Consider the following 16,197-nt stretch of genomic DNA (forward strand, 5'->3'; position numbering starts at 1 on the left):
CACCCGCCGGATGCGGTCTCCGCCGGCGGCTGCGGGCGGGCCGCTACGGTGGTGGCCATGGCTGACAGTGGTAGTCCGGTAACCGACGCGGCGGCCGCGGCGGTCGCGCCCACGGCGAAGACGGTTCCGTTCGAGCGGGTACACCACGGCGACCGGTTCGTCGACGAATACGAATGGCTGCGGGACAAAGAGGACCCGGAGGTCATCGCCCACCTCGAGGCCGAGAACGCCTATACGGAGGCCCGGACGGCGCATCTCGCACCGCTGCGCGAGAAGATCTTCGACGAGATCAAGAACCGCACCCAGGAAACCGATCTGTCGGTGCCGACCAGGCTCGGTGAGCACTGGTACTACTCGCGCAGCTACGAGGGCAAACAGTACGGTGTGCACTGCCGGTGCCCGATCGACGCGGATGCCGCCGGGATCGACGCCTGGACCCCGCCGCAGCTCGAAGCCGGGACCGAGATTCCCGGAGAACAGGTCCTGCTGGACAGCAATATGCTGGCCGAAGGGCATGATTTCTTCGCACTCGGCGCGTTCTCGGTGAGCCACGACGGGAATCTGCTGGCGTTCTCGGTGGACACCGCCGGTGACGAGCGCTACACCTTGCGATTCATGGATCTGCGGACCGGGGAGCTGCTCGGCGACGAGATCCCGCGGACCGCGCCCGGGGCCACCTGGTCGCTGGACGGCAGCCACGTCTTCTACCAGACCGTCGACGAATCCTGGCGGCCCGATACCGTGTGGCGGCACCGGCTCGGTGACACGTCCGCCGCGGATGTGCAGGTGTTCCACGAGCCGGACGAGCGCTATTGGGTGAGCGTCGGCGCCACCCGGTCGGAGAAGTATCTGATGATCTGGGTGGGGTCCAAGATCACCACCGAGGGCCGGGTGCTGGAATCGGATGATCCGACCGGTGAGTTCCGGGTGCTGCTGCCCCGTAGAGAAGGGGTCGAGTATTCGGCGGAGCACGCGGTGGTGGCGGGTGAGGACCGGTTCCTGATCCTGCACAACGATGTCGTGGACGGGGTGAAAGCGGAGAACTTCGTCCTGGCCGAGGCTCCGGCCGACGACCCGTCCCGGCTGCGCACCCTCATCGGGCACCGCGACGACGTGCGGCTCGAGGATATCGACGCCTTCGCCGGGCAGCTGGTGCTCAGCTATCGCCGCGAGGCGCTGCCCCGGGTGGCGGTGTGGCCGCTGACCGCGGACGGCTACGGCGAACTGCGTGAGCTGGAATTCGAGCTGGAGCTCTACAGCGCCGGGCTCGGTTCCTGCCCGGAATGGGATCAGCCCACGCTGCGGCTCGGGCTCACCTCGTTCATCACACCCACCCAGGTCTTCGACTATGTGGTGGAGACCGGTGCCCTGCTGCTGCGCAAGGAGCAGCCGGTACTCGGCGGTTACGAGGCGAACGATTATGTGCAGCACCGTGATTGGGCGGTGGCCGCGGACGGCACCCGGATTCCGATCTCGATCGTCGCCCGGCGTGATACCGACCGGGTCGCCGGTCCGAAACCGTTGCTGCTCTACGGTTACGGCTCCTACGAGGCGAGTATGGATCCGGGTTTCTCGGTGTCGCGGCTGTCGCTGCTCGATCGCGGCATGGTCTTCGCGATCGCGCATGTGCGCGGCGGCGGCGAGATGGGCCGGCTCTGGTACGAGAACGGCAAAACACTCACCAAGAAGAACACCTTCACCGACTTCGTCTCCTGCGCACAGCATCTCGTCGACAACGGCACCACCGCGCCGGATCGGATGATCGCCGATGGTGGCAGCGCGGGCGGGCTGCTGGTGGGCGCGGTCGCCAATATCGCGCCGGAGCTGTTCGCCGGAGTACTGGCCAATGTGCCGTTCGTCGATCCGCTCACCTCGATTCTCGATCCCTCGTTGCCGTTGACGGTGATCGAATGGGACGAGTGGGGAAATCCACTGGCGGACAAGGACGTCTACGAATACATGAAGTCGTATTCGCCCTACGAGAACGTCGCGGCCAAGGATTATCCGGCCATCCTGGCGATCACCAGCATCAACGACACCCGGGTGCTGTATGTGGAACCGGCGAAATGGGTCGCGAAACTGCGCGCCACCAAGACCGGTGATTCGCCTCTGCTGCTCAAAACGGAGATGAGCGCCGGGCACGGCGGGGTCAGCGGGCGGTACGAGAAATGGCGCGAGGTCGCCTTCGAGTACGCCTGGGTGCTGGACACCGTCGGTCTCGGGGAGAAGTAGGCCCGCCGGGCGGCGACCGGATCGTGTCCCGATGTTCGCCGCCCGGCCATATCCGCTCCACGGGCCGGTCACCGGACCTGCATGCGCAGGTCATCGGTACTGCACGCCACGGACACCTGCGGCTGCCATTGTCGGTACATGAACGCTGAGCTGCTCGTTTCGGTGTCGGGCGTCCGGGAAGCCACCCGGGACGCGGCGATCGGCTTCGCCGAGGAGATGGATCAGCGGGGGGTGCGGTTGTCGCTGCTGGTGGCGCCGCGGCTGAAAGGCGGATATCGGCTCACCGACGACCCCACCACCCAGGCCTGGTTGCGCGGCCGTCGCGGTCGTGGGGACGCCGTGGTGCTGCACGGCTACGACCAGGCCGCGACCAAACGGCGCCGGGCCGAGTTTTCGACGCTGCCCCGACACGAGGCGTTGCTGCGGCTGACCGCCGCCGACCGGGCCATGGAGCAGGTCGGCCTGCGCACCCGCCTGTTCGCCGCGCCCCGCTGGGATGTGTCCGGCGGTGCGACCGCGGCGCTGCCCGAGCTCGGTTTCCGGCTCTCGCTCGGGTTGACCGGTATTCATGACCTGGAACGCAATTCGGTGCAGAAGGCGCGGGTGTACGGCATCGGGGAGGGGTTCCGCGCCGAACCCTGGTGGTGCCGCGCGCTGGTGCTGGGCGCCGCGCGCACCGCGCGGCGGGGTGGCGTACTCCGCCTGGCGGTTTCGGCCGCACAGCTGGGCCGGCCGGGTCCGCGGCAGGCGATGCTGGACGCGGTGGATCTCGCGCTCTATCACGGGGCGCGCAGCGAGGTGTACCGCTGGGAGCCCGTCCGAGCCGTTCGCGCGGCCTGAGACTCCGCCGCCGCATTGGACTCCGCCGCCCCATTCGGCGATAACGGGGCGGCGGTCCCCATTTCCCGGCCCGGGGCCGGATAAGAGTGGACTCGGCCGTGTCCCGCATGTTATGCATGAGTCATGCATGATAGCCGGACCGCAAACCTGCTGGGCGCCGCCGCCCTGGCGGTCACCGACCTGATGCTCGAGCGGGTGGCCGACGACACCGGTGTCGGAACCAGCGCGGCCGCGGCGCTGGTGGTGCTGGCCGGCTCGCCCGGACTGAGCGGGACCGAACTGGGCCGCCGGGTCGGATCGAGCCAGTCGGCGGCGGCGCGCATGATCGACACGCTGCTGCGACGGGAACTCGTGGAGCGCCGGCCCGGACAGGGCCGTGAGATCGCCGTCCGCCTCACCGAGCGCGGCCGGCAGGCCGCGGCGAATATCCTGGCCGCCCGCGGCGGCGGCTTGGCGCATGTGCTCGACCCGCTGGATGCCGCCGAACGTGAGACCCTGGCGCTGCTGCTCGACAAGTTGCTGACCGGTCTGTACTCCGATATCGGCAATGCCGACCTGCTGTGCCGGCTCTGTGACCGGCGCTCGTGCATCACCGGTGCTTGCTGCCCGGTGGGTCAGGCCGAACGGGACCGGTCCGGATGACGGCGGGTGCGGCACTGGCCCTGGCCTCCGCGGCCGCCTACGGCGTCTCCGACTTCACCGGTGGGCTGCTGGCCCGCCGGATAGACCTGCGCGTGGTCGCCGTCGTCGGGCAGTTCGGCGGACTGGTCGTGGCGCTGGCCGCCGCGCCGCTGTTCCCCGGGCAGTGGGACAGTCAGAGCATGTTGTGGGGCGCGCTCTCGGGGCTGGGGACCGGGGTGGGCATGCTGTTCCTCTTCCGCGGGCTCAGCCGTGGCGCCATGAGCACCGTGGTACCGGTCAGCGCGGTCGGAGGTGTCGCGTTACCGGTCCTGGCCGGGGTGCTGTGGCTCGGTGAACGTCCGGCGGTGGCGGCCTGGGCCGGAGTCGCCGTGGCGGTTCCCGCCCTGTGGCTGGTTTCCCACGGCGGTGCGGGCGGGCGCGCGGCGGGCACGGGTGATGCGCTGATCGCGGGGGCGGGTATCGCGGTGCAGTATCTGGCCCTGGCACAGAGCGATCCGGCGGCGGGGATCTGGCCCGTGGTCGCCGGACGGGTGGCCGCCGTCCTCACCCTGCTACCGCTGTTGCGCGGTACGGGCGAGCGGCCGCGGCCCGCCGCCGTGGTGTGGTCGCTCGCGACCGGCGCCGCCGCCGCGATCGCACTGATCTGCTATCTGCTCGCCGGCCGAGAGCAACTGGTGGTGATCGCCGTGGTGCTGTCCTCGCTGTATCCGGTGATCCCGGTCGTCCTCGGTCTGGTCGTCCTCGGCGAAAAGCTCACCCGTATAAGGACAACGGGCCTGGTCGCCGCGCTGCTCGCGGTCGCGCTGCTCGTATTCGATTGAGGCTCGCCGCGTTTGAGGCTCGCCGCGTTCGACGCGAACGCGAGTATTCCCGCGAGCCCCGAGCAGATCCGATGATCGGCGCATCCGGCACACACTCCGTGGCAGGCGGAGCCGGCCGTCGAACCGGAAGGTGGCGACCTACACCCGCCGAGCGACCATCGGCCGGGTTCAGAGGTCGGCGTCGTGCTCCGGACGCAGGATCGTGAATTCGGTATCCGCCTTGCGCATTTCGTCGAGCCGACTGAAATACACACCCCAGGCCTGCTCGGCGATGATCCCGTAGTGGATCGGGAAGGCCAGCCGGGGCGCCACCGACCGCAGGTAGTCGACCGCCTCGCTGATCTTCATCCACGGGGCCGCGGCGGGGACGGCGAGCACATCGACCGGAGTGGAGGGAACCCAGAGCGAATCGCCGGGATGGACGAACTGGGTCGGGTTCGCGGCGGTGCCCAGCTGGAAGACGGTGTTGTCGATCACCGGCAGTTCGGGGTGGATCACCGCGTGCCGGCCCCCGCCGCCGGTGATCCGCAGCCCGTCGAGTTCCACCACATTCCCCGCGTGCAATGCCTCCCAGGCCCCGCCCCGGAGTTCGGCGGTCTGCGGATCCGACAGCAGCCGCGCGCCGGGATTCGCCTCGATCAGCGGGTCGATCCGGTTCGGATCGATATGGTCGGCGTGCTGATGGGTGACGGCGATCGCATCCAGTCCGGTGAGGCCTTCGAAACCGTGGGAGAACGCGCCGGGATCGAAGAGGATCTTCTTCCCGTTCAGTTCGACGAGTACGCAGGAGTGTCCGAAGTGGGCTACATGCATGCACGCAAGGCTAGTACCGCATATGTTCGGTCACCCGCCGCGACCTTCCGGTCACCGGGCAATTAGGCTGCTCAGGTAACCCCATCCGCGTCCCGGCGTCGGCGCCGGGACGCAGCTCACCCCTTTTTGTGAGGAGCAACCCGTGGCACGTGTCGTGGTCGAGGTGATGCCGAAGGCCGAGATCCTGGATCCGCAAGGGCAGGCCATAGCCGGCGCCCTCCCGCGTCTGGGATTCGAAGGCGTCACCGACGTCCGGCAGGGCAAACGCTTCGAACTCGAGGTCGGTGACGACGTCAGCGACGACCAACTCGCCTCGATCGCCGAATCGCTGCTGGCCAACACCGTGATCGAGGACTGGAAGGTGGTGCGCGTCCCGTGACCGCCCGCATCGGTGTCATCACCTTCCCCGGAACCCTCGACGATGTCGACGCCGCCCGCGCGGTCCGGCTGGCCGGCGCCGAAGCCGTCGACCTCTGGCACGGCGACGCCGATCTCAAGAGCGTCGACGCGGTCGTGGTTCCCGGCGGGTTCTCCTACGGCGACTACCTGCGCGCCGGTGCCATCGCCCGGTTCGCTCCCGTGATGGGGACCGTCGTCGAAGCCGCCGGCAAAGGTATGCCGGTACTCGGCATCTGCAACGGCTTCCAGGTGCTGTGCGAGGCCGGGCTGCTGCCCGGCGCCCTCACCCGCAACGAGGGGCTGCACTTCATCTGCCGCGACCAGTGGCTGAGTGTCGAAGCCACCGACACTGCCTGGACCTCCCGCTACGAACCGGGCGCCCAGATCCTGGTTCCCCTGAAATCGGGCGAGGGCCGCTACCAGGCCTCCGAGTCGGTCCTCGACGAACTCGAGGGCGAAGGCCGGGTGGTGTTCCGCTACGCGGGCGACAACCCGAACGGTTCGCAGCGCTCGATCGCGGGGATCGCGTCGGAGAACAAGCGGGTCGTGGGGCTCATGCCGCACCCGGAGCACGCGACCGAGGCGTTGACCGGGCCGAGCGATGACGGGCTGGGGCTGTTCCTTTCTGTGCTGGACGTGCTGGTCGCTTCCTGACGGGGCGGGCGGACGTCCGGGCGCGGCCGGTCCGCCGCGGATGTGGCGATCCGTCGGCGAAGGCGCAAGATGTCGCCCTGACTGCGGCTGGTGCCGCGAGTCCCGGGTGCCGACCGGCGGGACGCCGGACCGGGCGGTAGCTCGCTGCGCCCGGGGAACTCCGGCCGTCACGAGCCGGCATCCGGAGCGTCGCCGGCGGCCGCCCGCTGGAAGCGTGCTGAGAGGTCTCGCAGCCTCGCCGTCAGCTCAGCGCCTTCGATCACGTCGAAATCCACGTCGAGCAGGCCCAGGTACAGAGTCAACATCTGGGCTGTGTCCGACCCGACCTCGGCCACACATCGATCCGGCCCGGCCGGTTCCACCGTGCCAACGTGCGGCATACGTTCGCGCACGTACTCCACCGGCGCGTGCAACAGCACCCGGGCCGTGTAGCGCCAGGTGGATTGGCCGACGCCCCGCTGCACATGAGTCGAGGCGTCGTTGTCCGGTAACGGCCGGGGAGTGAATCGCGGGCCGTTGGGAGTGCGGGGAGAGATCCGGTCCACCCGGAAGGTCCGCCAGTCCGCACGGTCGATGTCCCAGCCCACCAGGTACCAGCGGTGGCCCCAATTCACCAGTTGATGCGGCTCGACTTCGCGCCTGCCGGGAGTGTTCCGGTGGGTCTCGTAGTCGAATCGGAGACGTTCGCCGGCGCGAATCGTCGCCGCGATCACGCTCAATGTGTCCGCGTCCACGGTGGGGCCGGCGCTCGGGACGGCGGCGATCGCCGAGCCCATACCGCTCACCTGGTGCCGCAGCCGCGGCGGCAACACCTGCTCGAACTTGGCCAACGCCCGTACCGAAGCCTCCGCCATCCCGGAAACGCCGCCACCCACCGACGTCCGAAGTCCCACCACTACCGCCACTGCCTCGTCGTCGTCGAGCAGCAGAGGGGGCAGCTTCGCCCCGGCGCCCAAGCGGTACCCGCCCCCTACCCCCGGCGCTGCGGCCACGGGATAGCCCAGGTCGCGCAGCTTCTCGATATCGCTGCGCACCGTCCTACCGGAGACGCCCAATCGCGCGGCGAGTTCTTCGCCGCTCCAGTCCATCCGTGACTGCAACAACGACAGCAATCGCAACAGCCTGGCAGCAGTCTTCAACATTCGTTCAGCATCGCAGTAATTGCGGAAGCTGGTCTTCCGCAATTGCCTTTAGCGTGGCGGTATGACGAACACCACGGAGATCCGTCCCTTCCGCATCGCAATCCCGCAAGCCGATGTCGACGACCTGGTCGAGCGACTGAACCGCGCCCGGTGGCCGCAGCAGCCGGCCGGCACGGACTGGAGCCGGGGCGTTCCCGTCGACTATCTGCGTGGTCTGGCCGAATACTGGGCCGGCGGTTTCGACTGGCGGGCCCGGGAGGCCGAACTGAACGACATTCCGCAGTTCGTCACCACCATCGATGGGCAGGACATCCACTTCCTCCACATCCGATCCGCCGAGCCCGGGGCCCGGCCGCTCGTCCTCACGCACGGCTGGCCCAGCTCGCCGTTCGAGTTCCAGAACCTGATCGGCCCGCTGACCGACCCGAGATCCCACAGCGGAGACCCCGCGGATGCCTTCCATCTGGTCATTCCGTCACTCCCCGGCTATGGCTTCTCCACGCCCGTGGCGGGCCCGGGGTGGGGCAACCTCTTCCGCGTCGCGAGCGCCTGGGCGGAGCTGATGACCAGGCTCGGCTACGAACGATTTGCCGTGCACGGCACCGATGCGGGGGCAGGCGTTTCGCAGCTGCTGCCCATGGTGGCTCCTGGACGGGTGCTGGGCGTGCATGCCACCGGGACCGCACCGGCAATGCCCTTCGGCCCGTCGATCGACACCGAAGGCCTGTCCGAGGCAGACCGGAAGCGGGCCGAGCGCTTCAACCGGTTCCAAGCCGATGGCATCGGCTATCTCCACGTGCAGGCCACCCGGCCGCAGACGTTGTCCTACTCGTTGACCGACTCACCGGTCGGGCAGCTCGCCTGGATCGTGGAGAAGTTCCGTGAATGGACGGACCCGGCCGCCGAACTGCCCGAGGACGCGGTCGACCGGGACCAGCTGCTCGTCGACGTCAGCGTCTTCTGGTTCACCTGCTCCGGAGCCTCCGCCGCGCACTCCCTGTACGAAGGGATGCAGGCCTACCGAGAGATGAGTGCGTGGCAGGGTTCCGGGGAAACCCCGCCGCCGGCGGCTCCCACCGGTTATGCGGTGTTCGCGGGGGACGATACGATCCGCGGTCTGGTGGACCCGGGCGGTTATGTGGAGCACTGGTCGGAGTTCGACCGCGGTGGTCACTTCCCGGCCATGGAGGTGCCGGAATTGCTTGCGCCGGATATCCGCGCCTTTTTCGCCGGCCACCGAGCCGGCTGATCCGCCCGCTGTGGCGCACGCCGCCCGCGCCTCGGCCCCGAGATGCCGCAAGGGGCGCCGGAAGACGCAGCGCTTAGGGTCGGATCATGCCGAGTTCTGCTGTCGCGGCTTCGGCCGCCGGGTTGTGTGAGTTCATCGATGCGTCGCCTTCGCCGTTCCATGTCTGCCGGACCATTGCCGAGGCGCTGGAAACTGACGGGTTCGTCCGGCTGGACGAGACCCGCGCGTGGCCCGGTACCGGGGGCCGGTACTACATCGTGCGCGGTGGGTCGCTGGTGGCGTGGGCCGATCCGGCGCAGGCGGGTCCGTTCCGGGTGGTGGGGGCGCATACCGACAGCCCGAACCTGCGGGTCAAGCAGCATCCCGATCTGACGGTCGCGGGCTGGCAGCTGGTGCGGCTGGAACCGTACGGGGGTGCCTGGCTGAACTCCTGGCTGGATCGTGAACTGGGGATCTCCGGGCGGCTCGGTGTCCGGGAGGGGACAGGCCTGGGCGAGCGGCTGGTGCGGATCGACGAACCGATTCTGCGGGTTCCCCAGCTGGCGATCCATCTGTCCGAGGACCGGCGCGGGGTGACGCTGGATCCGCAGCGGCATGTCAACGCGATCTGGGGTGTGGGCAGTGAACGGGCCGCGTTCCTGGATTACGTGGCCGAGGCCGCCGGAGTCGATCCGCGGGCGGTGCTGGGCTGGGAGTTGATGACCCACGATCTGGCGCCCAGCCGGGTGATCGGTGCCGGCCGGGACCTGATCAGCGCACCCCGCCTGGACAACCAGGGCACCTGCTACGCGGGGCTGGCCGCCTTCCGGGCCGCCGTCGAGAATCCGGGCGACGCCGTCCCGGTGCTCGCCGTGTTCGACCACGAGGAGGTCGGCAGCCAATCCGACCGGGGCGCGCAGTCCGAGCTGCTGCCCACGGTGCTGGAGCGGATCGTGCTGGCCCGCGGCGGCGGCCGCGCCGAGTTCCTGGCGGCGGTCGCGGGGTCGGTGTGCGCGTCCGGCGATATGGCGCATGCCACCCATCCGAACTATCCGGAACGGCACGAGCCCTCGCACGGCATCGATATCAACGGCGGGCCGGTGCTGAAGGTCAACCAGAATCTCCGCTACGCCACCGATGCCGTCGGCGCGGGAGCGTTCGCGCTGGCCTGTGACCGGGCCGGAGTGCCGATGCAGCGTTATGTGCACCGCGCCGATCTGCCCTGCGGTTCCACCATCGGGCCGATGACCGCCGCGCGCACCGGTATGCCGACCGTGGACGTGGGTGCGCCCCAGCTGGCCATGCATTCGGCCCGGGAGATGATGGGCGCCGCCGATGTGACCGCCTACGCGGCGGCCCTGGCGGCCTTCCTCGCTCCGTAGGCCGGGCCACGGCCAGGGGTTTTGCGGCGACGGGGTCGGTAATCGGTCCGGCGCAGGTGGACGTAGGATTCGTGCTGGATCAACTCTGCCGGGGCCCCGCCGCCGAGGCCCGGCGTTCCGACCGAACCGTGGCGCCGATGCCATCTGCCGTGAGCCGCGGCAGGCGCCCGGAGGGCCGGAGCCCGCGCGCGCCGGCGCGCCAACCTACGAAAGGATCCTGGTACCCCCGTGACTGAGCAGGTCGATACGGTCGCCACCGCCGCCGCCACTCCGGATACGCCGCAGCCGTACGCCGAGCTCGGCCTCAAGGACGACGAATACGCCCGGATCCGGGACATTCTGGGGCGCCGGCCCACCGATGCCGAGCTCGCCATGTATTCGGTGATGTGGAGCGAGCACTGTTCCTACAAATCCTCGAAGGTGCATCTGCGCTACTTCGGTGAGACGACCACCGAGGAGATGCGTTCGGCCATGCTCGCCGGGATCGGCGAGAACGCGGGCGTGGTCGATATCGGTGACGGCTGGGCGGTCACCTTCAAGGTGGAGAGCCACAACCATCCGTCGTATGTCGAGCCGTATCAGGGTGCGGCCACCGGGGTCGGCGGGATCGTCCGCGACATCATGGCCATGGGTGCGCGTCCCATCGCGGTGATGGACCAGTTGCGTTTCGGTGCCGCCGACGCCGCCGATACCCGCCGGGTGCTGGACGGCGTGGTCCGCGGGATCGGCGGTTACGGTAACTCTCTCGGGCTGCCCAATATCGGCGGCGAAACCGTCTTCGACGCCTCCTACCAGGGAAATCCGCTGGTCAACGCGCTGTGCGCGGGGGTCATGCGGGTGGAGGACCTGCACCTCGCCTTCGCCTCGGGTGCCGGGAACAAGATCATTCTCTTCGGTGCGCGGACCGGGCTCGACGGTATCGGCGGCGTTTCGGTGCTGGCCTCGGACACCTTCTCCGGCGACGATTCCGGCAGCGGTCGCAAGAAGCTGCCGAGCGTCCAGGTGGGCGATCCGTTCACCGAGAAGGTCCTGATCGAATGCTGTCTGGAGCTGTACCACGCCGGGCTGGTGGTGGGTATCCAGGACCTCGGCGGCGCCGGGCTGTCCTGCGCGACCTCCGAACTGGCCGCCGCCGGTGACGGCGGGATGCGCATCGAACTCGACCGGGTCCCGCTGCGCGCCGCCGATATGACCCCCGCCGAGGTGCTGTCCAGCGAATCGCAGGAGCGCATGTGCGCGGTGGTGACCCCGGAGAACGTGGACGCCTTCCTCGCGGTCTGCGCGAAATGGGATGTACTGGCCACGGTGATCGGTGAGGTGACCGACGGCGAGCGGCTGGAGGTCACCTGGCACGGCGAGACCGTGGTGGATGTGCCGCCGCGCACCGTCGCGCACGAGGGCCCGGTGTACGAGCGGCCGGTACAGCGTCCGGCCACACAGGACGCGCTCAACGCCGACACCCCGGACAACCTGCCCCGGCCCAAGACCGCCGAGGAACTGCGCGACACCCTGCTGAAGATGGTGGCCAGCCCGCAGCTGTGCAGCCGCCGCTGGATCACCGAACAGTACGACCGCTACGTGCGCGGAAACACCGTGCTCGCCGAACAGGCCGACGCCGGGGTGATCCGGATCGACGAGGTGAGCGGTCGCGGTATCGCGCTGGCCACCGACGCCTCGGGTCACTACACCAAGCTCGACCCGTACACCGGCGCGCGGCTGGCCCTGGCCGAGGCCTACCGGAACGTGGCCGTCACCGGCGCCACGCCGAAGGCGGTCACCAACTGCCTGAACTTCGGGTCCCCGGAGGACCCCGGCGTGATGTGGCAGTTCCAGCAGGCCGTCCGCGGTCTCGCCGACGGCTGTGTGGAACTGGGTATCCCGGTCACCGGCGGCAATGTCAGCTTCTACAACCAGACCGGCGAGAACGCCATCCTGCCCACTCCGGTGGTCGGCGTCCTGGGTGTGATCGACGACGTCCACCGCCGTATTCCCACCGGACTCGGCCTGGAACCGGGGGAGACGCTCATCCTGCTGGGCGACACCCGCGACGAGTTCGGCGGTTCGGTCTGGTCGCAGGTGGCGCACGGCCATCTGGGCGGGCTGCCCCCGCAGGTCGATTTCGACCGCGAGAAACTGCTGGCCGATGTCCTCACCGCGGGCTCGCGCGACGGCATGATCAGTGCCGCCCACGACCTTTCCGAGGGCGGCCTGGCGCAGACCGTGGTCGAGGCGGCTTTGGCCGGCGAGACCGGTTGCCGGATCCTGCTGCCCGAAGACGCCGACCCGTTCGTGATGCTGTTCTCCGAATCGGCGGGCCGGGTGCTGGTCGCGGTGCCGCGGTCGGAGGAGACCCGCTTCACGCGGATGTGCACGGCCCGGGAACTGCCCTGGGTGCGTATCGGTGTGGTCGATCAGGGTTCGGATTCGGTAGAGGTGCAGGGCCAGTTCTCGGTCGATATGGCCGAGCTGCGCGCCGCGCACGAGGGCACGCTGCCCGCACTCTTCGGCGGCCACGCCTGACCCGGACCCGTGGCTGGCGCGCCGGAGGTGACCCGGGCCACCCTCCGGCGCCGGTCCCGCCCGCCATACTGGACGGGTGCTGGAAACCGCTGATTCCGTGACGAGGTTGCGGCGGCGGTGTGTCGCGGTGGTCCGGCGGACCGAGCACATCATCGACCTGAATTATGTGGGTCTGGTGGTCGCGACGGTGTTCTTCGCGCTGTCGGTCTCACCGTCGCTGCTGCCGCGCGACTGGATGTTCCAGGGCCTGATCAGCGGGATCAACGCGGCCATCGGGTACGGCGTGGGCTGTCTGCTGGAATGGTTGTTCCGATTGTGGGTGCGGCCGCGGCTCACCCGGATACCGGCGCCGCCCACCTGGACCCGCTACGCCCTGAAATCCGCGGTGCTGATGACGGCCGTGCTGAGCGCCGGCTACATGCTGGTGCAGTCGGCGCACTGGCAGCGCGAGATCACCGCGCTGATGGGGATGGAGGGCACCACCACTCCCGCCTACCTGCGTACCGGGGGGCTGAGCCTCACGGTCGGGGTGCTGGTGGTGGCCTGCTATCGCACTGTGCGCGAACTGATCCTGTATCTGGCCCGCCAGCTGAACCGATGGGTCAAGATACCCCGGGAGCTGGCCCCCTCCGCGGGATTCCTGGTCCTGGTACTGCTCGTGGTGACCCTGTTCAACGGCGTCGCCACCCGCGCCTTCTTCGCCGCCGCGAACTCGGCGTTCAGTGTGCGCAACGACCACACCTCCGAATACGCCGTACAGCCCCGCCTCGCCGAACGCTCGGGTAGCCCGGAGTCGTTCGCCCCCTGGGAAACCCTCGGGTTCGAGGGACGCTGGTTCGTTTCGCACGGGCCGAGTGCCCAGCGCATCTCCTGGGTCACCGGCCGGCCCACGAAGGAACCCATCCGCACATATGTCGGGCTGGAATCGGTCGAGGACACCGGACTGAGCCAGGCCGATCTGGCGGTCGCCGAATTGGAGCGCACCGGCGCCTTCGACCGGAAGGCGCTGGTCGTGGTCACCACCACCGGCACCGGCTGGGTCAATTCCATGGCCGCCAACGCCATCGAATACATGTACGGCGGTGATTCGGCCATCGTGGCCACCCAGTACTCGTATCTGCCCAGCGCGCTGTCGTTTCTGGCCGACCGCGGCAAGGCCGCCACCGCGGGCCGGGAACTGTTCGACGCGGTCTACCGCAAAACCTCGACCCGGCCGGCCGCCGAGCGTCCGAAGTTGCTCGTCTACGGCGAAAGCCTCGGATCGCAGGGTTCGGAGGCCGCTTTCGACGGGCTCGCCGACCTGCGGGAGAAAGTGGACGGTGCGCTCTGGGTCGGACCGCCGAACTCCAACCGGCTGTGGCAGCAGTTCGTGAACCGGCGTGATCCCGGATCGCCGGAAACCGAGCCCGTCTACGCCGACGGCCTGGTGATCCGGTTCGCCGGAGACCGGGAGGACCTCGCCCGGCCCGGTCCGGAATGGCGGGCACCGCGGATCGCCTACCTGCAGCACGCCTCCGACCCGATCGTCTGGTGGTCTCCGGATCTCGCGCTGACCCGGCCGGATTGGCTGTCGGAACCGCGCGGCGCCGATGTCTCGCCCCGGGTGCGCTGGGCGCCGCTGGTCACCTTCTGGCAGATCAGCGCGGATCTCACGAACGCCCAGGGGGTGCGTGACGGGCACGGCCACCGCTACGGCAGTCTGGTGCTGGACGGCTGGGCCGCGGTCGCCCAACCGCCGTACTGGAATCCCGAACTGGCGGAGCGGATCAGGCTCGAGATCGAAGCGTACGAAGCCTATGAGCGGGAAGTGAAGTGAAGGCACAGATACTTGCCGCGGCGACCATACCGGTGCTCTGGAACAACTGGCTGCTGCCCCGTCTAGAGCTCGACCGCCGTGGCCGCACCGTGGCCAATATGGTCGCCGCGACCGGTTACGGATTCGTATTCGGCGGTCGCCCGAATTGGTTCTCCGAGAGCGGCATCCGCTGGGGGATCGGATGCGCCGCGGTCGTGGCCGCGGGTTGTACGGCGGCTCTGGTCATACCGCCGGTGCGCCGGATACTCGGTGATGCGGATGACCGGGCACCGGAGGTAGGCAGTGTGGAATGGGTAGCTGTGCATATTCCGCTCGGCACGGTGTACGCCGAGGAGATGATCTTCCGAGGGACGTTGGATCCGCTGCTGGACCGTGCCTTCGGCGCGACGACAGGTGCTGTGGCCGGTGCCGCTGTCTTCGGGCTCTGGCATATTCACCCCGCCCGCGCCGCGGGCGACAACGTCTGGGCGACCGTCGGGTTCACCGGTATATCCGGCCTGTTCTTCGGCGTCCTCTTTCGGCATACCGGAAGCGCCACCGCGCCCGCGCTGCTGCACTGGGCGGTGAACGCAGGCGGCGCGGTGCTCACCCGTAGCCGCCGCGTCCGCTCGATCGGAGATCACGCCGGTGCCGATAGGGCGCGTTGAACAGCGGACATCTCGGTGATGATCACATCCGGCTCGAACGGGGCGAATGCCTCGATCTTGCCGGGTTTGTCCGCGAAGGCGATAGCCGGCATACCCGCCGCATGGGCGACCTGGATATCGGTAGTGGAATCACCGATGTAGAGGCATTCACGGGGTGAGACGTTCGTGCCGGCCATCGCGCGCTCCAATGGGAACGGGTCGGGTTTGAGGAGACTGGTGTAGTAGCGGCGGTCCTCGGCTACGCCGCGACTGTAATTGCCGTCGACGAGGCCCTGTGTCGCGCGGCGGGCGTGATACCGGTCGACCGCGGCGACACAGTTGTTGCTGAGCATGATGTTCAGGCCGGAACGAGCGTGGTTGGCTATCAGGGTCTCGTCGGCGCCGGGCGTCGGGCGCGCGCTACCCATGGCCTCGACCTCCAACCTGGCGAGCTCACGTTCGGCCAGCCGGGCATATCGATCGCCGAAGCTCGCGGCGTAACGGAACACCGCAAACGGGTCGTTGGCCGTGGCAATGTGTTCCGGGAAGGGAAGGTCCAGCGATCTGCGCATCTGCTCGGCCACTTCGTAGTCGCGAAACTGATCGAACACCGAGCAGATCGGACCGTCGACGTCGAAGATCAGGCAGCGGCGTTCCCCGACCAGCCGGCTCAGCAGTCGGCCCGCCGCCGGATTGTCGTCCCTGACCACAACGTTGTATGGCCCGCTACCAGCAGGGACGGGGTGCAGTGGATGGTAGATCGGCACGCGGAACGCAATGCTGTCCACGGTCGTCATCGTGTCGGTATGTACGCGAAGGCCGGCGGATGCGTGGTGGTACTGCGGTACCGTCCCGGTGCGGGCGAAGGCGTGGGTGGTGTCGACGAGGGTGGTGCGTGCCACCTCCAGCAGTCTCGACGCGGGCAGATTGGTGCCGAGCGCGATGAGATTCGTCAGGTCCACTCGATCGAATCCTGTTGCTAATAGGGAGTTTTCGTACCGCCGGGACCGTCCTGTCTACCTACGTCGGTCGGGTTGTCGTAGTTTAGCCCGGCCTATCCCGCCGCACCACAGACGAGAAGA

14 protein-coding genes are annotated in these 16,197 nt (G+C 68.7%); 11 read left to right on the top strand and 3 right to left on the bottom strand.

All coding sequences use genetic code 11. The features are described 5' to 3' along the window. Window positions 1-57 precede the first annotated feature (57 nt). From IG75_RS0118220 to IG75_RS0118235, 4 genes are all read left to right on the top strand, one after another. On the top strand, window positions 58-2,232 hold the full coding sequence (locus IG75_RS0118220) for a S9 family peptidase (RefSeq protein ID WP_030522874.1): 2,175 nt from the start codon (window positions 58-60) through the stop codon (window positions 2,230-2,232). 138 nt (window positions 2,233-2,370) lie between these two features. Beyond that, the gene (locus tag IG75_RS0118225) at window positions 2,371-3,072 is read left to right on the top strand and encodes a DUF2334 domain-containing protein (RefSeq protein WP_030522873.1); all 702 of its coding nucleotides are present in this window, start codon (window positions 2,371-2,373) and stop codon (window positions 3,070-3,072) included. Window positions 3,073-3,195: 123 nt separating this feature from the next. Further along, on the top strand, window positions 3,196-3,714 hold the full coding sequence (locus IG75_RS0118230) for a MarR family transcriptional regulator (RefSeq protein WP_030522872.1): 519 nt from the start codon (window positions 3,196-3,198) through the stop codon (window positions 3,712-3,714). Further along, a complete protein-coding gene (locus IG75_RS0118235; protein WP_030522871.1) occupies window positions 3,711-4,535 on the top strand; it encodes an EamA family transporter in 825 nt (274 codons plus the stop codon). The genes IG75_RS0118230 and IG75_RS0118235 overlap by 4 nt, the downstream gene beginning before the upstream one ends. A gap of 168 nt (window positions 4,536-4,703) precedes the next feature. On the opposite strand, the gene IG75_RS0118240 is transcribed toward IG75_RS0118235, so the two are convergent. Further along, on the bottom strand, window positions 4,704-5,348 hold the full coding sequence (locus IG75_RS0118240) for an MBL fold metallo-hydrolase (protein ID WP_030522870.1): 645 nt from the start codon (window positions 5,346-5,348) through the stop codon (window positions 4,704-4,706). Between the two features lie 142 nt (window positions 5,349-5,490). Here IG75_RS0118240 and purS point away from each other — a divergent pair, with 142 nt between their 5' ends. Together purS and purQ are read left to right on the top strand one after the other, a co-directional pair. Further along, the gene (gene purS / locus IG75_RS0118245) at window positions 5,491-5,727 is read left to right on the top strand and encodes a phosphoribosylformylglycinamidine synthase subunit PurS (protein ID WP_030522869.1); all 237 of its coding nucleotides are present in this window, start codon (window positions 5,491-5,493) and stop codon (window positions 5,725-5,727) included. Continuing rightward, window positions 5,724-6,401, top strand: a complete 678-nt coding sequence (gene purQ / locus IG75_RS0118250) for a phosphoribosylformylglycinamidine synthase subunit PurQ (RefSeq protein ID WP_030522868.1) — start codon at window positions 5,724-5,726, stop codon at window positions 6,399-6,401. The genes purS and purQ overlap by 4 nt, the downstream gene beginning before the upstream one ends. A gap of 167 nt (window positions 6,402-6,568) precedes the next feature. On the opposite strand, the gene IG75_RS0118255 is transcribed toward purQ, so the two are convergent. After that, the gene (locus tag IG75_RS0118255) at window positions 6,569-7,543 is read right to left on the bottom strand and encodes a helix-turn-helix transcriptional regulator (protein WP_030522867.1); all 975 of its coding nucleotides are present in this window, start codon (window positions 7,541-7,543) and stop codon (window positions 6,569-6,571) included. 61 nt (window positions 7,544-7,604) lie between these two features. Here IG75_RS0118255 and IG75_RS0118260 point away from each other — a divergent pair, with 61 nt between their 5' ends. The 5 genes from IG75_RS0118260 to IG75_RS0118280 all read left to right on the top strand — a co-directional run bounded on the left by IG75_RS0118260 (window position 7,605) and on the right by IG75_RS0118280 (window position 15,136). After that, window positions 7,605-8,792 (top strand): epoxide hydrolase family protein, encoded by a 1,188-nt coding sequence (locus IG75_RS0118260; protein WP_030522866.1) that lies wholly within the window; start codon window positions 7,605-7,607, stop codon window positions 8,790-8,792. Window positions 8,793-8,878: 86 nt separating this feature from the next. After that, window positions 8,879-10,153: a M18 family aminopeptidase gene (locus IG75_RS0118265; protein WP_030522865.1), complete on the top strand. Its 1,275-nt coding sequence runs from the start codon at window positions 8,879-8,881 to the stop codon at window positions 10,151-10,153. A gap of 228 nt (window positions 10,154-10,381) precedes the next feature. Then, window positions 10,382-12,673, top strand: coding sequence for a phosphoribosylformylglycinamidine synthase subunit PurL (gene purL / locus IG75_RS0118270; protein ID WP_030522864.1), 2,292 nt, complete (start codon window positions 10,382-10,384; stop codon window positions 12,671-12,673). Window positions 12,674-12,749: 76 nt separating this feature from the next. Continuing rightward, the gene (locus tag IG75_RS0118275) at window positions 12,750-14,489 is read left to right on the top strand and encodes an alpha/beta hydrolase (protein ID WP_036514547.1); all 1,740 of its coding nucleotides are present in this window, start codon (window positions 12,750-12,752) and stop codon (window positions 14,487-14,489) included. Then, window positions 14,486-15,136: a CPBP family intramembrane glutamic endopeptidase gene (locus IG75_RS0118280; RefSeq protein ID WP_030522862.1), complete on the top strand. Its 651-nt coding sequence runs from the start codon at window positions 14,486-14,488 to the stop codon at window positions 15,134-15,136. Before IG75_RS0118275 ends, IG75_RS0118280 begins: the two co-directional genes overlap by 4 nt. On the opposite strand, the gene IG75_RS0118285 is transcribed toward IG75_RS0118280, so the two are convergent. Further along, window positions 15,109-16,077 carry an HAD family hydrolase gene (locus IG75_RS0118285; RefSeq protein ID WP_030522861.1) on the bottom strand — a complete coding sequence of 323 codons (969 nt, stop codon included), beginning with the start codon at window positions 16,075-16,077 and terminating at the stop codon, window positions 15,109-15,111. The two genes, IG75_RS0118280 and IG75_RS0118285, sit on opposite strands and share 28 nt — an antisense overlap. Between the last annotated feature and the right edge of the window lie 120 nt (window positions 16,078-16,197).

The organism is Nocardia rhamnosiphila NBRC 108938 (assembly GCF_000720425.1).
Lineage (GTDB): Bacteria > Actinomycetota > Actinomycetes > Mycobacteriales > Mycobacteriaceae > Nocardia > Nocardia rhamnosiphila.

Coding starts and splice junctions, on each gene's coding strand:
- IG75_RS0118220 (WP_030522874.1), top strand. CDS start 58: ATGGCTGACAGTGGTAGTCCGGTAACCGACGCGGCGGCCGCGGCGGTC.
- IG75_RS0118225 (WP_030522873.1), top strand. CDS start 2,371: ATGAACGCTGAGCTGCTCGTTTCGGTGTCGGGCGTCCGGGAAGCCACC.
- IG75_RS0118230 (WP_030522872.1), top strand. CDS start 3,196: ATGCATGATAGCCGGACCGCAAACCTGCTGGGCGCCGCCGCCCTGGCG.
- IG75_RS0118235 (WP_030522871.1), top strand. CDS start 3,711: ATGACGGCGGGTGCGGCACTGGCCCTGGCCTCCGCGGCCGCCTACGGC.
- IG75_RS0118240 (WP_030522870.1), bottom strand. CDS start 5,348: ATGCATGTAGCCCACTTCGGACACTCCTGCGTACTCGTCGAACTGAAC.
- IG75_RS0118255 (WP_030522867.1), bottom strand. CDS start 7,543: ATGTTGAAGACTGCTGCCAGGCTGTTGCGATTGCTGTCGTTGTTGCAG.
- IG75_RS0118260 (WP_030522866.1), top strand. CDS start 7,605: ATGACGAACACCACGGAGATCCGTCCCTTCCGCATCGCAATCCCGCAA.
- IG75_RS0118265 (WP_030522865.1), top strand. CDS start 8,879: ATGCCGAGTTCTGCTGTCGCGGCTTCGGCCGCCGGGTTGTGTGAGTTC.